Genomic DNA, 16,978 nt, shown 5'->3' with positions numbered 1-16,978 from the left:
GCCTTTGCGGTCGCAGTAAAATCGTCGTGAGAGCCATGCAATCTTTCGGGATTTCGACTTGGATTCCTGAACTTTTTGAATAGCTTGCGCGTCGAAGGCAGAATCGCCTTCTTGCGCGGCGGCGATATCCGCGCTGCCGCAAACTGGAGAAAGACAATAACCAAATTCGCTTTCGTTCTGGCCGCAACGGCCCTGACCGCCACCGCTGTCTTCGCTGAAGACGCTGCCGCGCCGGTCGTCGCTGACGCTGACGGCAACGGCACCTTCTCGCTGGCAGAAGTGCAGGCGACCTACGCTTCCGTGACCGAAGAGGCCTTCAAGGCGGCCGACACCGACGCTTCGGGCGAACTGTCGCCGGAAGAGCTGAAAGCGGCCGTCGACTCGGGCGCCTTCAAGGCCTGATCCCGGCTCTGATGATGTGGGGGCCGTCCTTCGGGGCGGCCCTTTCGTTTGCGCGCAGTTTTGCCGATCAGCAAACCAGCGTGGAACCCCTGTCCGGGTGCGGCGTTGTCCCGTCATGAAGTCCGCGACATCCCCTCGCGGTCACAGACAAGGAGACATCCGATGAACCAGGACCAGATTGCCGGCAAATGGAAGCAGCTCAAGGGCGAAGCGAAGATCCTGTGGGGCAAGCTGACCGATGACGAGCTTGACCAGGCCGAGGGCCAGAAGGACAAGCTCGCCGGGCTGATCCAGGAGCGCTATGGCCGCACCAAGGAGGAGGCCGAGGCCGAGGTCAAGCGCTTCTTCGACAAGGTCTGACCGGACATCCTGCAAACGGAAAGGGGCGCCTTGCGGGGCGCCCCTTTTCAATGCCACCGGGGCAGCACGGAATCAGGCGTGAAGTCCTGGCCCAGGCGCATCCCACCGAAGGGCCTTGCGTCGGGCATCACGCGCCCTGAGCGGCTCTCCCGCGGACTGCCGAATGGCGTGTCGGGATACGGGGCCGGGATCATCACCTCGGCAAACCTGACCCGCTCGCCAGCCTTTAGCGGGCCAAGGTTGCCGGACCAATTCGCCAGAAGGCCGGCAATGCTGCCGCCACGCCAAGCCTCAGCCGGCAGAGCGGAGGGTCAAGCCTCGAATTCCACCAGCAGGTCCTTGGCCTCGATCTGGCTGCCGGGATGGACATGGATCGCCTTGACCACCGCCTCGCGGTCGGCGTGCAGGCCCGTTTCCATCTTCATCGCCTCGATGTTCAGCAGAAGGTCGCCCGCCCGCACCTTCTGGCCCACCGTCACCGCGATGGACGCCACCGCCCCCGGCATCGGCGCGCCGACATGGGCGGGGTTGCCCTCCTGCGCCTTGGGCTTGGCCGCCGTCTTCGCCTTGATCGCGCGGTTCGGCACCCGGATCACGCGGGGCTGGCCGTTCAGTTCGAAGAAGACCTTGACCTCGCCGTCCTCGGTCGTCTCGCCGACGGCCTGCAGGCGGATCTCCAGCGTCTTGCCGGGGTCGATCTCCACCGAGACCTCGTCGCCCGGCTGCATGCCGTAGAAGAATACGGGCGTCGGCAGCGTGCGCACCGGGCCGTACTGCTTGTGCCGGCCCATGTAGTCGAGAAAGACCTTGGGATACATCAGATAGCCGTTCAGGTCCTCGTCATCGACGGTGATCCCGTTCATCTCGGCCGAGATCTTCTTGCGCACCGCCTCCAGATCGACCGGCGGCAGGGTCTTGCCCGGACGGTCGGTCAAGGGCTTCTCGCCCTTGAGCACTTTCTTCAGGATGCCCTCGGGCCAGCCGCCATGGGGTTGGCCGAGGTTGCCCCTCAGCATGTCCACGACGCTGTCGGGGAAGGCCACATCGACATTCGGGTCCTCGACCTGCGCGCGGGTCAGCCCCTGCGCCACCATCATCAGCGCCATGTCGCCCACCACCTTCGAGGAGGGCGTGACCTTCACGATGTCGCCGAACATCTGGTTCGCATCGGCATAGGCCTGCGCCACTTCGTGCCAGCGTTCCTCCAGCCCAAGGCTGCGCGCCTGCGCCTTGAGGTTGGTGAACTGGCCGCCGGGCATCTCGTGCAGATAGACTTCCGACGCGGGGGCCTGAAGCCCGCTTTCGAAGGCCGCGTACTGCTTGCGCACCGCCTCCCAATAGTCGGAAATCTGCCGGATCGCCGCGATGTCCAGACCCGTGTCGCGCTCGGTATGACGCAGCGCCTCGACGATCGAGCCAAGGCAGGGTTGCGAGGTCCCGCCCGAGAAGGCATCCATCGCCGCATCGACCGCGTCCACCCCGGCATCGCAGGCGGCCAGCACCGTCGCCGCCGCCGCGCCCGAGGTGTCGTGGGTGTGGAAGTGGATCGGCAGCCCGATCTCCTGCTTCAGCGCCTTGATGAGGATCTTGGCCGAAGCGGGTTTCAGAAGCCCCGCCATGTCCTTCAGCCCCAGCACATGGGCGCCTGCGGCCTTCAGCTCCCTCGCGCGGTCAAGGTAGTATTTCAGGTCATATTTCGACCGGGCCGGGTCCAGAAGGTCGCCGGTATAGCAGATCGTGCCCTCGCAGACCTTGTTCGCCTCCAGCACCGCGTCCATGGCGACGCGCATGTTCTCGACCCAGTTCAGGCTGTCGAACACGCGGAACACGTCCACGCCGGTCTTGGCGGCCTGCAGCACGAAACTGCGCACCACGTTGTCGGGATAGTTGGTGTAGCCCACCCCGTTCGAGGCGCGCAGCAGCATCTGCGTCATCAGGTTCGGCATCGCGGCGCGCAGGTCGCGCAGGCGCTGCCAGGGGCATTCCTGAAGGAAGCGGTAGGCCACATCGAAGGTGGCCCCGCCCCAGCATTCCACGCTGAAGAGCTGCGGCAGGTTCGCGGCATAGGCGGGGGCGACCTTGATCATGTCGATCGACCGCATCCGGGTGGCCAGCAGCGACTGATGCCCGTCGCGCATCGTGGTGTCGGTCAGCAGGACCTTCTTCTGTTCCTTCATCCAGTCCGCGACGGCCTGCGGACCCTTCTGTTCCAGAAGATTGCGCGTCCCCATCGCCGGATCGGCCTTCAGCGCAGGCGGCTTCGGCGGCTTCGCCTCGGCCGGCGGCTTCGGGCGGCCGACGGTTTCCGGATGCCCGTTGACCGTTATGTCGGCGATGTACAGCAGGATCTTCGTCGCCCGGTCGCGGCGTTTCTTGAACTGGAACAGCTCGGGCGTCGTGTCGATGAACTTGGTGGTGTAGGTGTCGTTCAGGAAAGTCGGATGTTTCAGCAGGTTGATGACGAATTCGATGTTCGTCGCCACCCCCCGGATGCGGAATTCGCGCAGCGCCCGGTCCATCCGGGCAATCGCCTTCTCCGGGGTCTGGGCATGGGCCGTGACCTTCACCAGAAGCGAGTCGTAATACCGCGTGATGACCGACCCGGCATAGGCGGTGCCGCCGTCGAGGCGTATGCCGTTGCCCGTGGCGCTACGGTAGGCCGTCAACCGCCCATAGTCCGGGATGAAATTGTTCAGCGGGTCTTCCGTCGTCACCCGGCATTGCAGCGCGTGGCCGTTCAGCTTCACATCGGCCTGGCTGGCAACCCCGGTCGCTTCGGGCAGGGACTTGCCTTCCTCGATCAGGATCTGGGCCTGGACGATGTCGATGCCGGTGACTTCCTCGGTCACCGTGTGTTCGACCTGCACGCGCGGGTTCACCTCGATGAAGTAGAACTTGCCGGTGTCCATATCCATCAGGAATTCGACGGTCCCGGCGCATTCATAGTTCACATGGGAACAGATGCGCTTGGCCATCTCGCAGACCTCCTCGCGCTGTTCCTGCGTGAGGTACGGGGCGGGCGCGCGTTCGACGACCTTCTGGTTCCGCCGTTGCACGGTGCAGTCGCGTTCCCACAAGTGCCAGACATTGCCCTGCTTGTCGCCCAGGATCTGCACCTCGACATGCCGGGCGCGCTGGATCATCTTCTCCAGATACCCCTCGCCATTGCCGAAGGCGGCCTCGGCCTCGCGCCGACCCTCGCGGACCTTGGCCTCAAGCTCCTCCTCGTTCAGGATCGGCCGCATCCCCCGCCCGCCGCCGCCCCATGACGCCTTCAGCATCAGGGGATAGCCGACCTCCGCCGCCTGCTTCTTGATGACGGCCATGTCCTCGCCCAGCACCTCGGTCGCCGGGATGACGGGCACGCCCGCCTCCATCGCCACCCGCCGCGCGCTGGCCTTGTCGCCTAGCGCCCGCATGGTTTCGGCGCGGGGCCCGATGAAGGTGATCCCGGCCTGATCGCAGGCATCGACGAAATCCGGGTTCTCCGACAGAAGCCCATAACCCGGGTGGATCGCATCCGCCCCCGCCATGCGCGCGATGCGGATGATCTCGGGGATCGACAGGTAAGCCCCCACCGGCGACAGCCCCTCGCCGATCCGGTAGGCCTCGTCCGCCTTGAAGCGGTGGAGCGACAGCTTGTCCTCCTCGGCATAGACCGCGACGGTCTTCTTGCCCATCTCGTTGGCCGCCCGCATCACGCGGATCGCGATCTCGCCCCGGTTGGCGACCAGGATCTTCTTGAATTCGGGCATCGGCGGCACTCCCCCAGGCAGCGTGACCAAGGCACCTTAGGGGTGCTGCATTGCAGCGCAAGAGGGAATGCCGCCGTTTCCCGACAGAAATGCGACAGTATACCCGGGTGCACCGAAGCGGGCGGTTGCATCCCGAACAATCCGGGAACGCAGGGCCTTTCCCCCTGCGCGGTTCCGGCTATACTGGCGCGATGAACGGATGGGATGAAGACGAGGCCTTTGCCGCCGCCGCAAATGTCGTGCCGCTGTCGCAGCGCGCGATGGCGACGCGCGGCACGCCCTATCTGGACGAGCTGAACTCCGCGCAACGCGCCGCCGTTCTGGCGCTGGACGGGCCGGTCCTGATGCTGGCCGGCGCGGGGACGGGCAAGACAAAGGCACTGACGGCGCGGATCGTGCATCTGCTGAACCAGCACAAGGCCCGCCCGAACGAGATTCTGGCCGTGACCTTCACCAACAAGGCCGCGCGCGAGATGAAGGACCGCGTGGGCCGGATGCTGGGCGCGGTGGCCGAGGGGATGCCCTGGATGGGCACCTTCCACTCGCTGTCGGTCAAGATCCTGCGACGGCATGCGGAACTGGTGGGGCTGAAACCCAATTTCACCATTCTGGATACCGACGATCAGTTGCGGTTGTTGAAGCAGCTGATCCTGGCCGCCAACATCGACGAAAAGCGCTGGCCCGCGCGGTTGCTGGCCTCCCTGATCGACGGCTGGAAGAACCGCGCCTGGACGCCCGAAAAGGTACCCTCGTCCGAAGCGGGGGCCTACAACAACCGGGGCACGGAACTTTACGCCGCCTATCAGGACCGACTGAAGACGCTGAACGCCACCGATTTCGGCGACCTTCTGTTGCACTGCGTGACGATCTTCCAGACCCACCCGGATGTCTTGCAGCAATACCAGCGCTGGTTCCGCTATATCCTGGTGGACGAATATCAGGACACCAACGTCTGCCAGTATCTCTGGCTGCGGCTTCTGGCGCAGTCGCACCGGAACATCTGCTGCGTGGGCGACGACGACCAGTCGATCTACGGTTGGAGGGGCGCCGAGGTCGGCAACATCCTGCGGTTCGAAAAGGATTTCCCCGGCGCGCAGGTGATCCGGCTGGAGCAGAACTATCGCTCCACCGGGCGTATTCTTGCGGCGGCGTCCGGCATCATCGCCAGGAACGCAGGCCGTCTGGGCAAGACCCTGTGGACGGCGGGGGCCTTGGGCGAGAAGGTGCGGCTGATCGGCCATTGGGACGGCGAGGAAGAGGCGCGCTGGATCGGGGAAGAGATCGAGGCCATCCAGCGGGGGACGCGGGGCATGGACCCGGTGGACCTGAACCATCAGGCGATCCTTGTCCGCGCGTCCCACCAGATGCGCGCCTTCGAGGACCGGTTCCTGACCATAGGCCTGCCCTACCGGGTGATCGGCGGGCCGAGGTTCTACGAACGCCAGGAAATCCGCGATGCGATGGCCTATTTCCGGCTGGCGGTGTCCCCGGACGATGATCTGGCCTTCGAGCGCGTGGTGAACCTGCCCAAGCGGGGCCTGGGCGACACGGCGCAGGCGAAGATCAACGTGCTGGCGCGGGCGGCGGGGGTGTCGCTCCTCGACGGCGCGCGGGAGGCTTTGGCGAAGGGGGTGATCCCGGGGAAAGGGGCCGCGCAGCTGCGGGCCTTTGTCGACGGGGTGGACCGCTGGCACGCGGTCACGCTGCACCCCGAATACGACCACATCCGGCTGGCCGAGACGATCCTGGACGAAAGCGGCTACACCGAAATGTGGCAGAACGACAAGACGCCGGAGGCTCCCGGCCGCTTGGACAACCTCAAGGAACTGGTGAAGGCGCTGGAGCAGTTCGACAATCTTCAGGGGTTCCTGGAACACGTCAGCCTCATCATGGACAACGAGACGGAAGGGGCGGAGGAGAAGGTCACCATCATGACCCTTCATGCCGCCAAGGGGCTGGAGTTTCCGGTCGTCTTCCTGCCGGGCTGGGAGGATGGGCTGTTTCCCAGCCAGCGCAGCATGGACGAAAGCGGGCTGAAGGGGCTGGAGGAGGAACGCCGGCTGGCCTATGTCGGGATCACCCGGGCCGAGCGGCTGGCGACGATCAGCTTTGCCAGCAATCGGCGGGTCTACGGGCAGTGGCAGTCGCAGCTGCCCTCGCGGTTCATCGACGAGCTTCCGGCCGACCACGTCGAGGTGCTGACCGCGCCCGGCCTTTATGGCGGGGGCTTCGGGGCGGCGGCGTCCGTGGGGTTCGGGTCGAGCCTGGAGGAGCGGGTCTCGAAGGCCGACGTCTACAACTCGCCGGGCTGGCGGCGGCTGCAGGAGAATTCCAGTGCCCGCCCCATGCGGCAGCCGCAGGAGGCGCGGCATGTGGTGATCGATATGGAGGCCTCGTCCCCCTATGTGATCGGCGACCGGGTCTTCCACCGGAAGTTCGGCTACGGCGAGATCATGGGGATCGAGGGGGACAAGCTGGATGTGGAGTTCGACCATGCCGGATCGAAGAAGGTCGTCGCGCGCTGGGTGATCCCGGCGGATCAGGTGGACGACGTGCCGTTCTGAGGACGCGCCGCGCGCGGCGCGGTTTTCTGTGGCAACGAAATCAACGGGTTGGCTGTGGGCGTTCAGGTCTTGTTAAGACTTGTGCAAAGGGGGCGCAGGGGCTTTGCCGGGTCTTGCACCCGGGTCGGAAGCCGGGGCAGGATCGCGCAAATCCGGGGAGGGACCGCATGGGCAACTTGGCCGACCTGACGCAGATCGCAGACCGTCTGGAGGCCCGCGCGGCAGAGGGCGGGCGCGTCATTGCGGCGCTGGCCGGGGCTCCGGGGTCGGGAAAATCGACGCTGGCCGACAAGCTGGTGGGCAAGCTGAACGGCCGGAAGCCGGGGCAGGCGGCGGTGCTGCCGATGGACGGGTATCATTACGACGACCTGTATCTTGTCCCGGCGGGGCTGCGGCCACGCAAGGGCGCGCCGATGACCTTCGACGTGGGCGGGCTTTACCACACGCTGAAGCGGCTGCGGGCGCAGGATGAGGATGAGGTCGCGGTCCCGGTCTTCGACCGCAGGATCGAGATCGCCCGCGCCGGGGCGCGGCTGATCCCGAAGGACGTGCAGATCATCGTGGTCGAAGGCAACTGGCTGTTGCTGAACGAAGCGCCCTGGGACCGGCTTCGTCCGATGTTCGATCTGACGGTGATGGTCGATGTGCCCGAGCATGTCCTGCGCGCGCGCCTGCGCGGGCGATGGGAACGGCTGGGGCTGAGCGAGGCCGAGATTGTTGAAAAGCTGGAAGAAAACGATCTGCCGAATGGGCGCCGGGTGCGCGATTGCTCGATCTCGGCGGATCATGTGATCCGCAACGGCTAGCCCCGGAGGCAGTGCGGGAGGCCGGAAAACCCCGCTTGCCCGGGCCCCGTATTCCCGCTGGCCATGCGACGGATTTGAAGCTAGTCTGATCGCCAGGACCCGGGGGACACACCTGGGCCTGAAGGCAGAGCAGACGGACAGGCGGTTTTCCATGACTGAAATGGTCTATGGCTCCAATCCCGTACGGGTATCGGAGCCGGTCATCCCGAAATGGTGGCGCACCATCGACAAGTGGGTGCTGACCTGCGTCTTCGTGCTGTTCGGCGTGGGGCTTCTGCTGGGCTTGGCGGCCTCGGTGCCGCTGGCGACGCGCAACGGGCTGGAGCCGTTCTATTATGTGCAGCGGCAGGCCTTCTTCGGCGGCGTGGCGCTGGTGGTGATGATCGCGGTGTCGATGATGCCGCCCGACATGGTGCGTCGGGTGGGGGTGCTGGGCTTTGCGGTGTCGATGCTGGCGCTGATGCTGCTGCCCCTGTTCGGCACCGATTTCGGCAAGGGCGCGGTGCGCTGGTTTTCCTTCGGCTTTGCCAGCGTCCAGCCGTCCGAGTTCCTGAAGCCGGGCTTCGTGGTGGTGGTGGCCTGGCTGATCGCGGCGTCGCAGGATCTGGCGGGGCCGCCGGGCAAGACGATCTCATTCGCGCTGACGCTGGTCGTGGTCGGGTTCCTGGCGATGCAGCCGGATTTCGGCCAGTCGGCGCTGGTGCTGTTCGCCTGGGGCGTGGTCTATTTCGTGGGCGGCGCGCCGATGCTGCTGATCGGGGTCGTGGGCGGGATCGTCGCGGCGGCGGGGCTGGTCTTCTATGAATCCTCCGAGCATTTCGCGCGGCGGATCGACGGGTTCCTGTCGCCGGACGTGGACCCGCGCACACAGCTGGGCTATGCGGCGAATGCGATCCAGGAGGGCGGGTTCTTCGGCGTGGGCGTCGGCGAGGGGCAGGTGAAGTGGTCGCTGCCGGACGCGCATACCGATTTCATCATCGCGGTCGCGGCCGAGGAATACGGGCTGATCCTGGTCCTGTTCATCCTGGCGCTGTATGGCGTGATCGTTGTGCGGTCCTTGTGGCGGCTTCTGCCGGAGCGCGACCCCTTCGCGCGGCTGGCGGGGGCAGGGCTGGCCTGCATCTTCGGGGTGCAGGCGATGATCAACATGGGGGTCGCGGTGCGGCTTCTGCCCGCCAAGGGGATGACGCTGCCCTTCGTCAGCTATGGCGGGTCCTCGGTCATCGCGGCCGGGATCACGCTGGGGATGCTCTTGGCGCTGACGCGGGAACGGCCGCGCGGGCAGATGAGCGACATCTTCCGGCGGGGGCGGTGATGGATGTCCTGATCGTGAGCCCCCCCACCCCGGCCCTCCCCCACGGAGGGGGGAGGGGGGCACTTGTCGTGACCGGAGGTCCCGGAGGATGAGCGGCAAGCTGTTGCTGATCGCGGCGGGGGGCACGGGGGGGCACATGTTCCCGGCGCAGGCTCTGGCCGAGGCGATGCTGGCGCGGGGCTGGCGGGTGAAGCTGTCCACGGATGATCGCGGCGCGCGCTATGCCGGCGGGTTTCCCGAGGCGGTGACGGTGGAAAGGGTGGCCTCGGCGACCTTTGCGCGCGGGGGGACGGCGGCGAAGCTTATGGTGCCGGTGCGGATTCTGGGCGGGGTCATGGGCGCGCTGTGGTCGCAGCTGCGCGACCGGCCTGCGGTGGTGGTGGGCTTCGGCGGCTATCCGTCCATCCCGGCGCTGGCGGCGGCCTGGATCCTGCGGCGGCCCCGGATGATCCATGAGCAGAACGGGGTGCTGGGCCGGGTGAACCAGGTTCTCGCGCGCCGGGTGGACAAGGTCGCCTGCGGGACCTGGCCCACGGCCCTGCCGGTGGGCGTGGCGGGTGAGCCGGTGGGCAATCCGGTGCGGCAGGCGGTGCTGGACCGGGCCTCGGCGCCCTATATTCCTCCGGGCGATTACCCGATGTCGATGGTGGTGATCGGGGGCTCGCAGGGGGCGCGGATCCTGTCGGATGTGGTGCCGGCGGCGGTGGCGCTGTTGCCGGAGGGCCTGCGCGCCAACCTGCGGGTCGCGCATCAGGCGCGGGACGAGGACGCGGCGCGGGCGGCGGCGGCCTATGAGGCGGCGGGGGTGCGGGCCGAGATCGCGCCGTTCTTTTCCGACATTCCCCGGCGGCTGTCGGAGGCGCAGCTGGTCATCAGCCGGTCGGGCGCCTCGTCGGTGGCGGATATCAGCGTGATCGGGCGGCCGGCGATCCTGATTCCCTATGCGGCGGCGACGGGGGATCATCAGACGGCGAATGCGAAGGGGCTGGCTGACGCTGCGGCGGCGGTGGTGGTGCAGGAGAAGGCGCTTGACGCGGGTGTCCTGGCGGGCCACATCGCCGCGATCCTGGAGGATCCCCATCGCGCCGAGAGCATGGCGCGGGCGGCGCTGGGTGAGGGCAAGCCGGACGCGACGGCGCGACTGGTGGCCCTGGTGGAAGAGTTGGGCGGAGAGACGCAATGAACGCAGCCACGAAACTGCCGCTGGAACTGGGGCCGATCCATTTCGTCGGCATCGGCGGCATCGGCATGTCGGGCATCGCCGAGGTGCTGATGACGCTGGGCTACCGGGTGCAGGGGTCGGATGCGAAGGCGTCGAAGATCACCGACCGGCTGGTCAGCCTGGGCGCGACCTTCTTCGAGGGGCAGCGGGCCGAAAACATCGGGGACGGGGTGTCGGTCGTGGTGATTTCCTCCGCGATCAAGAAGGGCAACCCGGAGCTGGAAGAGGCGCGGCGGCGCAAGCTGCCGGTGGTGCGCCGGGCCGAGATGCTGGCCGAACTGATGCGGCTGCGGTCGAACATCGCCATTGCCGGGACGCATGGCAAGACGACGACCACGACGATGGTGGCGACCTTGCTGGACAAGGGGGGCTTTGATCCCACGGTCATCAACGGCGGTGTGATTCATGCCTATGGCTCCAACGCGCGGGCCGGGGCGGGGGAGTGGATGGTGGTGGAGGCGGACGAGAGCGACGGCAGCTTCAACCGGCTGCCCGCGACCATCGCCATCGTGACCAACATCGACCCCGAGCATATGGAGCATTGGGGGACCTTCGACGCGCTGCGCAAGGGCTTCCTGGATTTCGTGTCGAACATCCCGTTCTACGGGCTGGCGGTCTGCTGCACCGATCACCCCGAGGTGCAGGCTCTGGTCGGCCGGGTCACGGACCGGCGCGTGGTGACTTTCGGCTTCAACGCTCAGGCCGACGTGCGGGCGGTGAACCTGCGCTATGAAAACGGCACGGCGCAGTTCGACATCGCCTTGCAGGCGGAAGGCCAGATGATCGAGGGCTGCACCTTGCCGATGCCGGGGGATCACAACGTGTCGAACGCGCTGGCGGCGGTGGCGGTCGCGCGGCATCTGGGGATGAAGCGCGACGAGATCCGCGAGGCGCTGGCGGGTTTTGCCGGGGTGAACCGGCGCTTTACCAAGGTGGCCGAGGTGAACGGGGTCACGATCATCGACGATTACGGCCACCACCCGGTGGAGATCGCGGCGGTCCTGAAGGCCGCGCGGCAGGCCACCAGGGGGCGGATCATCGCCGTGCATCAGCCGCACCGCTATACCCGGCTGTCGAGCCTGTTCGAGGAGTTCTGCACCTGTTTCAACGAGGCCGACGTGGTGGCCATCGCCGAGGTCTATTCCGCCGGCGAGGACCCGATAGCGGGCGCGAGCCGCGACGATCTGGTGGCGGGGCTGATCGCGCATGGCCATCGCCACGCCCGGGCGCTGGCCGACGAATCCGAACTGGCGCGGCTGGTCAGGGAACAGGCGCAGCCGGGGGATATGGTGGTCTGCCTCGGGGCCGGGACGATCAGTGCCTGGGCCAATTCACTGCCCGCGAAACTGATCGGCAAGGCGGCATGAGGGGGGCCAAAACTCTTCGAAGAGTTTTGCAAATTCCTTCGAAGGAATTTGGGTTCCCGGGGCTGACGGTGCTGAAATGAGCCCGCCGCTGATCCTGGGCTGTCTCTGGGTCCTTGCCGCAGCGGTCACGGCGATGCTGCCGATGCGGCGGCAGATGGCGCCAGGGCTGGCTCTGCTGGCGGCTGCTCCGGTGCTGCTGGTCTGGATCGGCTGGCTGCATGGCTGGCTTTGGCTGGCGGTGGGGCTGTTCGCCTTTGTCTCGATGTTCCGCAACCCGCTGCTCTACTTCGCGCGGCGGGCCATGGGACGGCCCGCGCCGCTGCCGAAGGAGCTTGAGAAGTGACGCTGCCGCTTGCGCTTTGTCTGGTCTGGCTGATCGCGGCGAATGTGATCGCGATGTTTCCGTCGCGCGACAGGCATTGGCGGGCGGCCTATGTGCTGATCGCGCTGGGCGTGCCGCTTCTGGGCTGGGCGACCTATGTCGGCGGCCCGGTGGTGGGACTTCTGCTGTTGGCCGCAGGGGCGTCGGTCCTGCGCTGGCCGGTGATCTTCCTCTGGCGCTGGCTGCGCCGTCAGGTCGGGTAGGGCGATGACAGGGAGTCTCTGGGCGATTGCGGGCGCGACAGTGATTCTGGCTGGGCTGATGTCCCATTTCATGACCCGTCGCTATGGCTGGGGGGCGGCGGTGCTGCTGCCGGTTCTGGCGCTGGCGGCGATGATCGGCATGACCTGGCAGGAAGCGGGCCTGGACATGGCCGGAGGGATCGGCCTTTTGCGCGAGGCGCTGCTCTTTGCCGCGCCGATCCTTGGGGGCGCGGTGGTCGGAATCCTGCTTGCGCTGTGGCGGCGGGCCTGAGGTCTTGCACGGATGCGGAAAGCGCCGCAGAAGGCAGGGATGACGGTGACTTTGCCCGAAACGCGCGGCGTGCTGACGCCGGATCGCCCGCTGGCGGACCTGACCTGGCTGCGGGTCGGCGGGCCGGCGGACTGGCTGTATCAGCCCGCGGACGAGGCCGATCTGGCCGCGTTTCTGGGCGCGCTGGATCCTTCCGTGCCGGTGTTCCCGATGGGCGTGGGGTCGAACCTGATCGTGCGGGACGGCGGCATCCGTGCGGTGGTGATCCGGCTGGGGCGGGGGTTCAATGCGATTGCGGTCGAGGGGGACAGGGTCGTCGCGGGGGCTGCGGCCTTGGACGCGCATGTGGCGCGGCGGGCGGCAGAGGCTGGGCTGGACCTGACCTTCCTGCGGACCATTCCGGGGACGATCGGCGGCGCGGTGCGGATGAATGCCGGGTGCTACGGGTCCTATGTGGCGGATGTGCTGGAGGAGGTGCGGGTCGTCTTGCGGTCGGGCGAGGTCGTGACATTGCCTGCAAGCGCGCTGGCCCTGCGCTATCGGCAGAGCGATCTGCCGGAGGGCGCGGTGATCGTTTCGGCCACGTTCCGGGCGGGACGGGGGGATCCGGCGGCGCTGGAGGCGCGGATGGTGGACCAGATCGCCCGGCGCGATGCCAGCCAGCCGACGAAGGAGCGCTCGGCGGGGTCGACGTTCCGCAATCCGGCGGGGTTCAGCTCGACCGGCCGCGCGGACGACAGCCACGAGTTGAAGGCCTGGAAGGTGATCGACGAGGCCGGGATGCGGGGAGCGAGGGTCGGCGGGGCGCAGATGTCTGCCATGCATTCCAACTTTCTGATCAACGCCGGGGGGGCGACGGCGGCGGATCTGGAAAATCTGGGCGAGGAAGTGCGAAAAAAGGTTTTCCAATCAAGCGGTATCACGCTAGAGTGGGAAATCATGCGGGTCGGAGAATTCCCGCAGGACTAACGATATCACGGGTCATACAAGGCCCGGATGAGGCAGTGCATGGCGGGCGCATCGAGCAGGATGGCCCCCGAAGTGGCGGTTCTGATGGGTGGCCTTTCCGCCGAGCGGGAAGTGTCGCTTGTCTCTGGGCGCGAATGCGCCAAGGCCCTGCGGGAGGCTGGTTACCGGGTGACGGAGGTCGATTGCGGCCCCGATCTGCCTGCGCGTCTGACCGAGCTGAAACCCGACGTCTGTTTCAACGCGCTGCATGGCCGCTGGGGCGAGGACGGCTGCGTGCAGGGGATGCTGGAATGGCTGAGGATCCCCTATACGCATTCCGGGGTGCTGGCCTCGGCCCTGGCGATGGACAAGGTCAGGACCAAGGAGGTCTATCGCGCTGCCGGTCTGCCGGTGGTGGAAAGCCGGCTGGCGTCGCGGGACGAGGTCGAGGCGGGGCATGTGCTGGCGGCTCCCTATGTGGTGAAGCCCTACAACGAAGGGTCCTCGGTCGGGGTCTACATCGTGCGCGAGGGGTCGAACGTGCCGCGGCTGGCGGCGTCGATGCCGGCGGTGGTGATGGTGGAGGCCTATGCCCCGGGGCGCGAGCTGACGACCACGGTGATGGGCGACCGGGCGCTGGGGGTGACGGATATCATCACCGACGGCTGGTATGACTATGAGGCCAAGTATGCCCCGGGCGGCAGCCGGCATGAATGCCCGGCGAACATCCCGGCCGAGATCGAGGCGGCCTGTCTGGACTATGCGCTGCGCGCGCACCGGGCGCTGGGGTGCCGGGGCGTCAGTCGCACCGATTTCCGCTGGGACGAGGCGCGCGGGCTGGCCGGGCTGATCCTGCTGGAGACGAACACCCAGCCGGGGATGACGCCCACGTCGCTCGCGCCCGAGCAGGCGGCGATGCAGGGGATCGGGTTCCCGGAGTTCTGCGCCTGGATGGTGGAGGATGCGTCATGCAATCGCTGATCGGCCGCCGCCCCGGTCGCAGCCCGCGCCGCGATCCCGCGCCGTCGAAGTGGGATTACCGGCTGCAACGGCTGATGCTGACGCCCTATGTGCGCGGTTTCCTGGTAAAGGGCGTGCCGCTGCTGGGGATGATCGGCGCGACGGTGCTGTGGTTCAGCCACGAGCCGAACCGGCAGGCGGTGATCGGCCAGTTGACGCATCTGCGCGAAGAGTTCGAGGCGCGGCCCGAGTTCCGCGTCAGCCTTGCCCGGATCGAGGGCGCCTCGGAGGACCTGGCCGAAGCAGTCCGCGCCAAGCTGGCGCTACCCTTGCCGATGTCGTCCTTCGACATCGACCTGGACGCGGCGCGGGCACGGATCGAGAAGCTGGATGCGGTGAAGAAGGCCGATCTGCGGGTGCGGTCGGGTGGAATTCTGCAAGTGCTGATCACCGAACGGGTGCCGGTCGCGATCTGGCGCACCGAGGATGGCCTGACCCTGGTCGACGAGACCGGCCATCGCGTCGCGGGTCTTCTGTCGCGCACCGACCGTCCCGACCTGCCGCTGATCGCGGGCGAGGGGGCCGACAAGGCCACGCCCGAGGCGCTGGACCTGATCGCCGCCGCCGGACCGCTGACGCCGCGTATCCGGGGGCTGGTGCGGGTGGGCGAGCGCCGCTGGGATCTGGTGCTGGACCGAGACCAGCGCGTGCTTCTGCCTGAGAAGAACCCGGTGCAGGCGCTGGAGCGTCTGCTTGCGCTGGACCATGCGCAGGACCTGATGAACCGCGACATCCTGACCGTCGATCTGCGGTCGGACCACCGCCCCACCCTTCGCCTTTCCCCCCATGCCCTTGCCGAGGTGCGCCGCGCGCAGGGCCTTGCAACCGTGGAGAACGAACTGTGACCGATCTCTATACTTCCCAGCGGGCCATGCGGAACATGCGCAAGGCCGCCATGCAGCGCGGCGTGATCGCCATTCTGGACGTCGGCACCAGCAAGATCGCCTGCCTGGTCCTGCGGTTCGACGGCCCGGACCGGCTGCGCGAGCAGGACGGCGTGGGGCCGATGGCGGGGCAGAGCCAGTTCCGGGTGATCGGTGCGGCCACCACCCGCAGCCGGGGCGTGCGCTTTGGCGAGATCGCGGTGATGAACGAGACCGAGCGCGCGATCCGCACGGCGGTGCAGGCGGCGCAGAAGATGGCCAATGTGCGGGTCGATCATGTGATCGCCTGCTTTGCGGGCGCAGAGCCGCGCAGCTATGGGCTGGCGGGCGAGCTGGACTTGCAGGACAGCGTGGTGACGGAACAGGACGTCAGCCGCGTGCTGGCCGCCTGCGACGTGCCGGATCTCGGGCCGGGACGCGAGGTCCTGCATGCCCAGCCGGTGAACTTCGCGCTGGACCATCGCACGGGCCTGGGCGATCCGCGCGGGCAGATCGGGCACCGGCTGGCGGTGGACATGCACCTTCTGTCGGTGGACGGCGATGTGATCCAGAACCTTCTGTACTGCATCAAGCGCTGCGATCTGGAACTGGCGGGGCTGGCCTCATCGGCCTATGTCTCGGGCATCGCGTCCCTGGTCGAGGACGAACAGGAACTGGGCGCGGCCTGCATCGACATGGGCGGGGGCGCGACCGGCATCTCGATCTTCATGAAGAAGCACATGATCTATGCCGACAGCGTGCGGATGGGCGGGGATCATGTGACGAGCGACATTTCCAAGGGCTTGCAGATCCCGATGGCGGTGGCCGAGCGGATCAAGACGCGGCATGGCGGTCTGTATGCCACCGGCATGGACGACCGCGAGATGATCGACATCGGCGGCGACAGCGGGGACTGGGAAAAGGATCGCCGCCAGATCAGCCGGACCGAGCTGATCGGCATCATGCGCCCGCGCGTCGAGGAGATCCTGGAAGAAGTGCGCGACCGTCTGGACGCGGCGGGTTTCGATACTCTGCCAAGCCAGCAGATCGTGCTGACCGGCGGCGGCAGCCAGATCCCGGGGCTGGACGGCATCGCGACGCGCATCCTGGGCCAAAGGGTGCGGCTGGGGCGGCCCCTTCGGGTGCAGGGCCTGCCGCAGGCGGCGACGGGGGCGGCTTTTGCCTCTGCGGTCGGGCTGTGTCTGTTCGCGGCGCACCCGCAGGACGAATGGTGGGACTTCGAAATCCCGGCGGAACGCTATCCGGCGCGGTCCTTGCGGCGGGCCGTCAAATGGTTCAAGGACAACTGGTGACCACCATATCCACGGGCGAAGGGCGAAATACCGCTGAATACGGGGGTTAGCCCCCCAGATTTCGTGGTTTGGCACGAGTTTTCGCGTGACGTCGTGCGCCGTTGTGGATAGAATCGGGGATAAGTCGGCCTTCCGCGTGGATTTCGTGGCGGAAAGGACCGGAAACAGGCGGCGGACAAAGGGACAG

General features: G+C 67.1%; 15 protein-coding genes. 14 read left to right on the top strand and 1 reads right to left on the bottom strand.

Annotated features, from left to right (window positions below; translation table 11 throughout):
* Positions 1-84: 84 nt before the first annotated feature.
* Entirely contained in the window at positions 85-402 is a 318-nt protein-coding gene (locus D5084_RS01635; RefSeq protein WP_238382484.1) for an EF-hand domain-containing protein, read from the top strand.
* Positions 403-564: 162 nt separating this feature from the next.
* The gene (locus D5084_RS01630) at positions 565-762 is read left to right on the top strand and encodes a CsbD family protein (protein WP_128513759.1); all 198 of its coding nucleotides are present in this window, start codon (positions 565-567) and stop codon (positions 760-762) included.
* Positions 763-1,073: 311 nt separating this feature from the next.
* Here the strand turns inward: D5084_RS01630 and D5084_RS01625 are convergent, their stop codons facing one another.
* Complete coding sequence (locus D5084_RS01625) at positions 1,074-4,517, bottom strand: pyruvate carboxylase (protein WP_128513758.1); 3,444 nt, start codon at positions 4,515-4,517, stop codon at positions 1,074-1,076.
* 191 nt (positions 4,518-4,708) lie between these two features.
* On the opposite strand from D5084_RS01625, the gene D5084_RS01620 reads away from it, so the two are divergent.
* The 12 genes from D5084_RS01620 to ftsA all read left to right on the top strand — a co-directional run bounded on the left by D5084_RS01620 (position 4,709) and on the right by ftsA (position 16,791).
* Positions 4,709-7,081, top strand: coding sequence for an ATP-dependent helicase (locus D5084_RS01620; protein ID WP_128513757.1), 2,373 nt, complete (start codon positions 4,709-4,711; stop codon positions 7,079-7,081).
* A gap of 167 nt (positions 7,082-7,248) precedes the next feature.
* Positions 7,249-7,887 carry a nucleoside/nucleotide kinase family protein gene (locus D5084_RS01615; protein ID WP_128513756.1) on the top strand — a complete coding sequence of 213 codons (639 nt, stop codon included), beginning with the start codon at positions 7,249-7,251 and terminating at the stop codon, positions 7,885-7,887.
* Between the two features lie 151 nt (positions 7,888-8,038).
* On the top strand, positions 8,039-9,202 hold the full coding sequence (gene ftsW, locus D5084_RS01610; protein WP_128513755.1) for a putative lipid II flippase FtsW: 1,164 nt from the start codon (positions 8,039-8,041) through the stop codon (positions 9,200-9,202).
* Between the two features lie 88 nt (positions 9,203-9,290).
* The gene (locus D5084_RS01605) at positions 9,291-10,385 is read left to right on the top strand and encodes a UDP-N-acetylglucosamine--N-acetylmuramyl-(pentapeptide) pyrophosphoryl-undecaprenol N-acetylglucosamine transferase (protein ID WP_128513754.1); all 1,095 of its coding nucleotides are present in this window, start codon (positions 9,291-9,293) and stop codon (positions 10,383-10,385) included.
* Positions 10,382-11,791 (top strand): UDP-N-acetylmuramate--L-alanine ligase, encoded by a 1,410-nt coding sequence (gene murC, locus D5084_RS01600; protein WP_128513753.1) that lies wholly within the window; start codon positions 10,382-10,384, stop codon positions 11,789-11,791. The genes D5084_RS01605 and murC overlap by 4 nt, the downstream gene beginning before the upstream one ends.
* A gap of 76 nt (positions 11,792-11,867) precedes the next feature.
* Positions 11,868-12,134, top strand: coding sequence for a DUF2484 family protein (locus tag D5084_RS01595; protein WP_128513752.1), 267 nt, complete (start codon positions 11,868-11,870; stop codon positions 12,132-12,134).
* A complete protein-coding gene (locus D5084_RS01590; protein WP_128513751.1) occupies positions 12,131-12,376 on the top strand; it encodes a DUF2484 family protein in 246 nt (81 codons plus the stop codon). The genes D5084_RS01595 and D5084_RS01590 overlap by 4 nt, the downstream gene beginning before the upstream one ends.
* 4 nt (positions 12,377-12,380) lie before the next feature.
* Positions 12,381-12,647 carry a hypothetical protein gene (locus tag D5084_RS01585; RefSeq protein ID WP_155523087.1) on the top strand — a complete coding sequence of 89 codons (267 nt, stop codon included), beginning with the start codon at positions 12,381-12,383 and terminating at the stop codon, positions 12,645-12,647.
* 39 nt (positions 12,648-12,686) lie between these two features.
* Positions 12,687-13,616 (top strand): UDP-N-acetylmuramate dehydrogenase, encoded by a 930-nt coding sequence (gene murB, locus D5084_RS01580; RefSeq protein WP_128513749.1) that lies wholly within the window; start codon positions 12,687-12,689, stop codon positions 13,614-13,616.
* 39 nt (positions 13,617-13,655) lie between these two features.
* A complete protein-coding gene (locus D5084_RS01575) occupies positions 13,656-14,576 on the top strand; it encodes a D-alanine--D-alanine ligase (RefSeq protein ID WP_128513748.1) in 921 nt (306 codons plus the stop codon).
* The gene (locus D5084_RS01570) at positions 14,564-15,460 is read left to right on the top strand and encodes a cell division protein FtsQ/DivIB (RefSeq protein ID WP_128513747.1); all 897 of its coding nucleotides are present in this window, start codon (positions 14,564-14,566) and stop codon (positions 15,458-15,460) included. Before D5084_RS01575 ends, D5084_RS01570 begins: the two co-directional genes overlap by 13 nt.
* Positions 15,457-16,791 carry a cell division protein FtsA gene (gene ftsA / locus D5084_RS01565; protein ID WP_128513746.1) on the top strand — a complete coding sequence of 445 codons (1,335 nt, stop codon included), beginning with the start codon at positions 15,457-15,459 and terminating at the stop codon, positions 16,789-16,791. The genes D5084_RS01570 and ftsA overlap by 4 nt, the downstream gene beginning before the upstream one ends.
* The last annotated feature ends 187 nt before the right edge of the window (positions 16,792-16,978 follow it).

The sequence above is a fragment of the Tabrizicola thermarum genome, from assembly GCF_003574395.1.
GTDB classification, from domain to species: Bacteria; Pseudomonadota; Alphaproteobacteria; order Rhodobacterales; family Rhodobacteraceae; genus Tabrizicola; species Tabrizicola thermarum.
Note: the sequence above shows the minus strand (reverse complement) of the source record. Positions and strands in the feature narration are given on the sequence as shown.